Genomic DNA, 7,844 nt, shown 5'->3' with positions numbered 1-7,844 from the left:
AGTTATGAACGCCCATGCCTCCAAAAACATTCAAATCAACAAGATCAAATTGATGCTTGTAATCTATGCCTCCAACAGTTTTGTAATAACGAGCTTTCCATTTCGGCTCTCCCTCAAAAGGAGATGTTAGCTTTCCATTCATTCCGTAAGATGTAATGTCAAAGCTCAATTGATCTTTAGGAGTAATAGAGAATGTATAATGTGCACGAGCATCCAAATTGCCATAATTACCATAACCCAATCTCAAATAGCCTGGCAAAGTTTTTCCTTCGTATTCTTTAGCCACAAAAGGTTTGATAAGGGCTACAGGAACAGCTTTTGCAGATACAGATCCTAAAGCATATTCTACCTCTTTTTGAGAAATTGTAGGATCTTCTACTTGTGGTAAAACATTCACTTTTGAAGCACCTTGTATTATTGGGTTATATTCTTTTTCTACAACTACCGTACGATTAAGAGTAGTATCTATAGGTGCTATATTTTGTGCAGTAGCATCTATTCCTAGACCTAGCAACGTTGCGCAAAGTATATATATCTTTTTCATTATTCGTTTTCGCTTTTAAGTTTATTTAATCGAGTAGTAATCATAGATTCAATATCGTCATCTGCTTTATAGTTCTGTTGCAGACTTAATAGATATTGTCTTGCCTCTAAGTTTTTACCCATAGCAACATACACATCAGAAAGGAGAACAAAACCTCTAGCCAACCAATATGCATGTGGAGTACTTTGTTCTATAAACTGAAGAATTTCTTTTTCAGCAGCTCCATATTTTTTTGCTTTATACAAGTTTTCAGCAACTAAATATTTTGCTTCTGCACCATAAATAGTTCGAGTATCTCCACCAAGGATTATCAAATCTTTCATTGCCGCTTCTTGTTTTCCTTCAGCCAAGTAAGCTTTTGCTCTATTGTAAAGAGCTTCTGTCTTAAGTTCTGGAGTAAGTTTACTTGTCAACAATAAATCTGATGCAGCCAAGATAATTTCACTATTATTATTTAGATGTTCAGCAGAACGCATACGTCCAGTCTGTGCCATCAAAATTCTTTCAGGAGATGAAGCTTTATCTTTCAACTTTTTATAAAAATCAAGAGATTCTGTATAGTTACCTTGTTTATACGCTAACTCTGAACGCATAATCAAAGCTTCTTCATAATAAGGATTATCAGGATAACTCAGCAATTTTGAAGTATGTGTAATTACATCTTCATTTTGCCCTTGTTTACCTGCAATCACACTTAAATAATAATGTGCATTTAAACTAAATGCTCCTGCAGGATATTTATCAAGGTATCTTTCAAAGCTATTTTTAGCCTCAGAGTTCATACCTCTTAAGTAAATTTTTTCTGCTGCAATATATGTTAAAGAATCTTGCTCGGTAACTTCCATTCGAATTCCTCCTGGCATTGATTCTGCTAATGTAGCATACTCATCAACACGGTTTAAATCAACATAGAGTGATTTTAAATCACGCATTGCCATACGAGCCTCATCACTTCCTGGATATTTTTGGACAACCCATTTATATGTTTTAATCGCTTCATTGTAATTTCCATCTTGGTAATAGAGAAGTCCTACTTCTGCTGCAGCCTTACGACTAATTGGGTTTTCTGGATATTTTTGTATCAACTGCTGAAAGGAGCGAATTGCTTCACTATTATTTTGTTGTTGTACAAAGCTTCGTCCCTTTTCATACCAACCTTGGGCTACATAAGGTGATTCTGGATACTCATTAGCTAGCCTAGACAAAAGATTAATCTTTTCAGAGTAGTTTTTTTGTAATCCAGCTACTAAAGCCATCTGATAGATAGAGTAATCACCTACAGAAGCAGAAGTATTCAATGCTCTGGTATAATTCCCTTTTGCTTGAATAAAAGCTCTACTATGTAAGTAGCAATCTCCTCGCCTATTGAAAGCATCTGCTAATGCTTCGCGATTATCGCCTGTTTCCAACTGTGTGTATTTAGAGAACCAGTTTTCAGCCTCAGAAAAGTTTTTCTGATTAAAAGCAATATATCCTAAATTATAATGAGCTAATGCATACGTTTCTCCACTTTTACTTTTTGTCAAAGTAAGATAATCTTTAAAGTTACGTGATGCTTCAGCTACTTTATCTAATCTATAATAGGATTCCCCTCTCCAATAAGCCGCTTCTGCTCTAGTCTGAGGATTATACTGACCAAGAACTAATGAATTAGAGAAGTATTCAATAGCTTCATTAAACTCAGAGTTAGCAAAAGATTGAACTCCCATCTGGAAAAGAAGCTTCTGTTTTGCCTCTAGAATACGAGCACTAGGTCTGTCAATACGAGCAATGCTCTTCAATGCAGCATCATAGCTACGAGTATTCATATATAGTTCAACTAAATAATCACTAACCTTATCGGTGTATTGAGAAGAGGGAAATTCATTTAAAAATTTTTCAAACACATTTACAGATTCACCAAATGCTGAGAAAGAGGTTTCATGAATACACAATGCATAGTTGTATAAAGCTTGCTCTTTAACAGCTAAGTCGGCATTCATTGAAGAAGCCTGCTCAAAAGCCATACGTGCATTGGTTTTATCAGCAAGTTGTAAGTAACTAAGTCCAAGATTTAGATAAGCATTTTGAGTAAGTTCATCTTGCTTCTCTGTTACAACAAGTCCCAAGTTACGCACAGCTTTACTATATACGCCAGTATTATAATAAGCCATACCTAGCATATAAGCTGATCCTCGGCTCAACTTATTGCCTGAAGCAACATATTGTTCTAAAGAACTGATTGTTCTATCATATTGTCCATATTGAAAGCTAGCCTCACCTAGAATACGGTACATCTCTGCACTGTATTTATGATTAGGATATTGAGAGAGATAGCCTTCGGCTACGATTTGAGCTTTATCATAATGTCCTTTAATAAAGTAAGAAGAAGCAATATAGTAAGGTACTAATTCTCCATATTTTTCATCCGCTTGCAATGCCAAAAAGCCTTTTAATGCTTCATCATATTTACCTTGAGTATATCGAATATAAGAAATGTAGTATTGACTATCTTTACCATACTTTGTACTCGTAACTCTTAATGTTTCAAACCAAGCGACTGCATCATTTAACTTATCTACTTTAAGATAAGAAGTAGCTTGTCGATACATAATGTCTTCTCTATCTTCATTGGATAGATAATCTAGATCAACTGAGTTGAAATAGGCCAAAGCATATTCATACTGTTCATTAAAATAATAGGAAGAGCCCAATAACCCATTTATATAGTTCGCATGAGGAGAATCTGGGTAATCATTCAAATATTCCTCTAGTATTTTTACTCTATTTTTATCTTTTAATTGATAAGCAGATACAGCTAACATAAAATTGGCTTCTTGAACTAAAGAAGCAGAAGGTTTACTAGCAACAAATGCTTTTAAAGAGGGGATTGCTGCAGCAAAACTCTCTTTTTGAAATAAGGTTTTACCTTCTTTAAAAAGTCTGTCTGGAGAAGTTATCGCAGTACTCGTTTGAGCGTGAAGTGCGATTGGTGCACTAACCAATAGCACACATAGTCCTCGGATTAATTTCTTCTTCATATTATATATTCTCAATTAGATAAGTGTTTAAAACATTGCAAATATAAAACAACATCTCGGTTGTAATTATTATTAACAGCTATTTATTTAACTTGTTTATAACAAAGCAACTCTTTATTTTCCAATAACCTTTTTAGGCCTTCCCGAATGGATCTTAATCCAAATTTTTCAACCTCAATCTCCTCCATGGGAATAAAGCGAGTAGCAGCCACATCATCTTGAGCTAAAAGATAAGAGGTATCTTTCACATAACACAAGTAAAACAAGTCTAAAGTATGTACTGTGAACCCACTATAAATATAGAGATTAGGAATAGAAAAAAGATATTGTGTTTTATAAACATCCAATCCTGTTTCTTCTTTAACCTCACGACAAACAGCCTCCTCTCCTGTTTCATCAACATCGACAAACCCTCCAGGGAGATCTAGAGTGTTTTTTCCAGGGTCTTTCGCTCTTAATGCTACAAGTATTTCATTTTTAGAATTTAATATTACTGCAACTGTAGCAGCAGAAGGATTAAAATAATAAACAAATTTACAATCTTCACATCTTTTGGATTTCTCGTTATTATTCACAAAATGAGATGAGCCACATTTAGGACAGTTAACAAATTGATTTAATGGATGTTCCATAGAATTATTTTTATATACTACAAAAATACTAAAAAATAAAAGAAACACTTAACTATCTGTATCAAACAAGCATTTAGACACCCTTTAAGATTTAACTCGGCCGTCTGTTTTCCAACTCCAATTCTATGAACAACTAATAAAAGCACAAAAATTCAATACATATTATTATGCACACAATCCATAAATCTAAAACTATTCATTAATTTTACTTCGTAAAAACAGCTTAACAAAGCACTAGCTTACAGCATAGCTCAGCAAACAAGTTCCCTCTATTTACTAGTAAAAAGACAATATGAAAAGCACTATGAATATAACACTAAGCCTTACTGATAATTTATGATAAAACAACTTCTAACTAGTGTTTTGGATGTCATTTATCCCCCTACTTGTATGATATGCCAGAGAGCCTTATATGAAAAAGAACAATATATCTGTTTGTCTTGCCTTAATCAGCTTCCTCTTACTCGGCTCTCCTATTCTGAGGTTAATGAAGCAGACAAAATCTTCTGGGGGTTGGTAGAAGTAGAAAAGGTCATGTCTTTTATTTATTATGAAAAAGGATCAAATTTCAATCATCTCTTACATAATTTAAAGTATAAAGGATATTATCAATTAGGTACTACTTTGGGACAACTCATGGCACAAGGTATCGACCCCTGTTTTTTCAAGACTATTGATTTTATTATACCAGTACCTATCCATCCTAAAAAGGAAAAGCTAAGAGGCTATAATCAATCACTATGGCTAAGTAAAGGAATACAAAGAGTTTATTCTATTCCGATAGACTGTGATACCCTGCAAAAAGGAGTATTTACCGAATCGCAAACTCGAAAGGGTGTTTATGAAAGAAGAACGAATACAGAAGATGTTTTTCAGCTCAATCCAAATAAAAGAATGGAAGGAAAGCATATTCTTCTCGTAGATGACGTACTCACAACAGGTGCTACACTCACAGCTTGTTGCAGTTTATTAAAGTCGGAAATGAATGTAAAAGTATCTATTCTCACCTTTGCTCTTACAAGAGAATAAAGACTTTATAATCTTTACTCCATTCAAACCAATCAGTTCACAACCTTTTTCAGTTATGCATAAAAATTCAATTAGAAAATATATTTCTTAATTTTAACCATAAAAATGACTTCTCTGGATCATGATGATGTTTTAACTCAGTCAAAATATCATCATGTCGGTGTCATGTTAGTATCTTGTCAGGGTCAGAATATTTCAACAAATTCATCCTTTATTCTATTGAATTTTTATACAACTTCTATTTTAATAAATATCCGCATAAAAAAAGCCCGTCTAAAACTAGACAGGCTTTCCAAAATCTAATAGTTAGTGAATTATTTCACTTCCCAAATATCTTGTGACATCATCACATCAGTAATACTTCTTGATTTCTTAATGCGCTTTACGTCCTCAATCTGATCATGGATACACTTATCATAATAAGGAGCTTTAACATCTCTAATTACTCCTAATGCAATAGGAAGGTCAGTACCATCCATTAAAGCTAGTTTCATATGAAGAGTATTATCCTCACATTGAGCATCGTGAACAAGGATATCTTTTTCTGTAATACCATTTTCACCGATACGGACAGATTTAACACCAAAACCATCTTGTACAAGGCCAAATTCTCCTTCTGGTCCATAAATCATTGGTTTTCCATGCTCTAGATAAATAGCATTGTTAGCCCTGCCTTCTCTTGTAGCAACTAGTGCCTGTGAACCTTTATTAAATATTACACAGTTTTGTAGAACTTCTACTACAGCCGCACCATGGTGTTGAGCCGATTTAACAAGAACATCAACAGAAGGAGCACTATCTACATCTACACAACGAGCAAAGAAACGTCCGCGAGCTCCAAATACAAGTTCTGCTGGTCTAAAAGGATCTTCTACGGTACCATAAGGTGACGAAACAGAAACAAAACCACGAGGAGATGTCGGAGAATATTGACCTTTAGTTAAACCATAAATACGGTTATTCAAGAGTACAATATTAATATCTACATTTCTACGAATAGCATGAATAAAGTGGTTACCACCAATTGCTAAAGCATCACCATCTCCAGATATTTGCCATACGGTAAGATGTGGATTAGCCACTTTCACTCCTGTAGCAATTGCTGCTGCACGACCATGGATAGTATGCATAGCATAAGTACCCATATAATAAGGTAATCGAGAAGAACATCCGATTCCTGATATAACAGCTGTCTCATAAGGTGGAACACCTAGTTCTGCCATGGCTTTTTGTAAAGAGTTTATTAGGGCATAGTCTCCACAACCAGGACACCAGCGTAATGTTTGATCACTCTTATAATCTTTTGGTGCATATTTTAGTTCGCTCATTATTTTTCCTCCATAATTTTAGTAATGTTTTCAACAAGATCTTCTACACTGAAAGGCTGACCTTCTACACGGTTATACCTATGGATATTTAATCCTGGTATCTTACCTCCTAAAATCAAAGCAAACTGTCCCATATTCTGTTCTGCAACGACTATCTTTTTATAGCGTTTCATTACTTCAACAGTATTCTTTGGCATAGGATTAACAAATTGGAAATGCGTAAAGGCTACTTTTTTACCAGACTCTCTAAGTGTCTTCATCGCTGCATATAAGTGACCATAGGTACTACCCCAGCCCACAATTAGAGTATCAGCATCTTCATCGCCCATTACTTCAAGATCAGGAATACAATTAGAGATATAATCTAATTTAGCCTGACGAGTATTCACCATTTTTTGGTGATTTTTTGCTTCTGTATTAATCGCTCCAGTTTCATAATCTTTTTCAAGACCCCCTACACGGTGTGTAAAACCTTCTGTTCCAGGAATAGCCCAATAGCGAACTTTCGTTGTTTCATCTCTATTATAGGGCTTCCAATTCCCCTTCATCTCTGGCTTCACATAGTGAGGTTTAATTTCGGGATACTTAGATAAATCTGGTATTTTCCATGCAGCAGCACCATTTGCAGCATAAGCATCAGAAAGTAAAATAACAGGTGTCATATGCTCCAACGCTATCTTTGCAGCCCAAAATGCAGCATCAAAACAATTTGCAGGAGAAGTTGCAGAAATCACAACCATTGGACTCTCCCCATTTCTACCATACATAGCTTGTAGCAAGTCGGTTTGTTCAGATTTTGTAGGCATACCTGTCGATGGACCACCACGTTGGACATCAATAATTACAAGAGGTAATTCTGTAATAACGGCAAGGTTTATCGCCTCACTCTTCAAGCATATACCAGGACCAGACGTGGAAGTTGCGGCTAAGCAGCCTGCAAAAGCAGCACCTACAGCACTAGCACATCCAGCAATCTCATCTTCACACTGAACGGTAATTACACCAAGTTCTTTTAGTTTTGATAAGTTGTGAAGAATATCTGTCGCAGGAGTAATAGGATAAGAACCTAAGAATAGCTGTAAACCAGCTTTTTCTGCTGCAGCAACAAGTCCATAAGATGTGGCTTGGTTTCCACTAATATCCATATAGAATCCTTTTTCTTTTTTACCTTTAGATTCAATACGGTAAGTAGATACTGAAGCATGAATATTATGACCATAGTTATAACCATCATGCAGCACCTTTATATTTGCCTTAGCTATTTCGGGTTTCTTTTTACCAAACTTTTCAT

At 35.1% G+C, this 7,844-nt stretch carries 5 protein-coding genes and 1 pseudogene; 1 reads left to right on the top strand and 5 read right to left on the bottom strand.

What is annotated here, in order from left to right; genetic code table 11:
- From K8V80_RS02165 to K8V80_RS02155, 3 genes and pseudogenes are all read right to left on the bottom strand, one after another.
- Window positions 1-544: pseudogene (locus K8V80_RS02165) on the bottom strand (TonB-dependent receptor); the annotation flags it as partial.
- Complete coding sequence (locus K8V80_RS02160; protein ID WP_276775135.1) at window positions 544-3,564, bottom strand: tetratricopeptide repeat protein; 3,021 nt, start codon at window positions 3,562-3,564, stop codon at window positions 544-546. The pseudogene K8V80_RS02165 and the gene K8V80_RS02160, both read right to left, overlap by 1 nt.
- Window positions 3,565-3,647: 83 nt before the next feature.
- Window positions 3,648-4,196: an NUDIX hydrolase gene (locus tag K8V80_RS02155; RefSeq protein WP_276775133.1), complete on the bottom strand. Its 549-nt coding sequence runs from the start codon at window positions 4,194-4,196 to the stop codon at window positions 3,648-3,650.
- Between the two features lie 336 nt (window positions 4,197-4,532).
- Here K8V80_RS02155 and K8V80_RS02150 point away from each other — a divergent pair, with 336 nt between their 5' ends.
- Window positions 4,533-5,225: a ComF family protein gene (locus K8V80_RS02150; RefSeq protein ID WP_276775131.1), complete on the top strand. Its 693-nt coding sequence runs from the start codon at window positions 4,533-4,535 to the stop codon at window positions 5,223-5,225.
- 314 nt (window positions 5,226-5,539) lie between these two features.
- Here the strand turns inward: K8V80_RS02150 and K8V80_RS02145 are convergent, their stop codons facing one another.
- Complete coding sequence (locus tag K8V80_RS02145) at window positions 5,540-6,553, bottom strand: 2-oxoacid:ferredoxin oxidoreductase subunit beta (protein WP_006743807.1); 1,014 nt, start codon at window positions 6,551-6,553, stop codon at window positions 5,540-5,542.
- A partial coding sequence (locus K8V80_RS02140) for a 2-oxoacid:acceptor oxidoreductase subunit alpha (protein ID WP_276775128.1) occupies window positions 6,553-7,844 on the bottom strand: 1,292 nt, incomplete at its 5' end. The genes K8V80_RS02145 and K8V80_RS02140, both read right to left, overlap by 1 nt.

The organism is Bacteroides coprosuis, from assembly GCF_020741705.1.
In the GTDB taxonomy this organism is placed as follows: Bacteria; Bacteroidota; Bacteroidia; order Bacteroidales; family Bacteroidaceae; genus Bacteroides_E; species Bacteroides_E coprosuis.
Note: the sequence above shows the minus strand (reverse complement) of the source record. Positions and strands in the feature narration are given on the sequence as shown.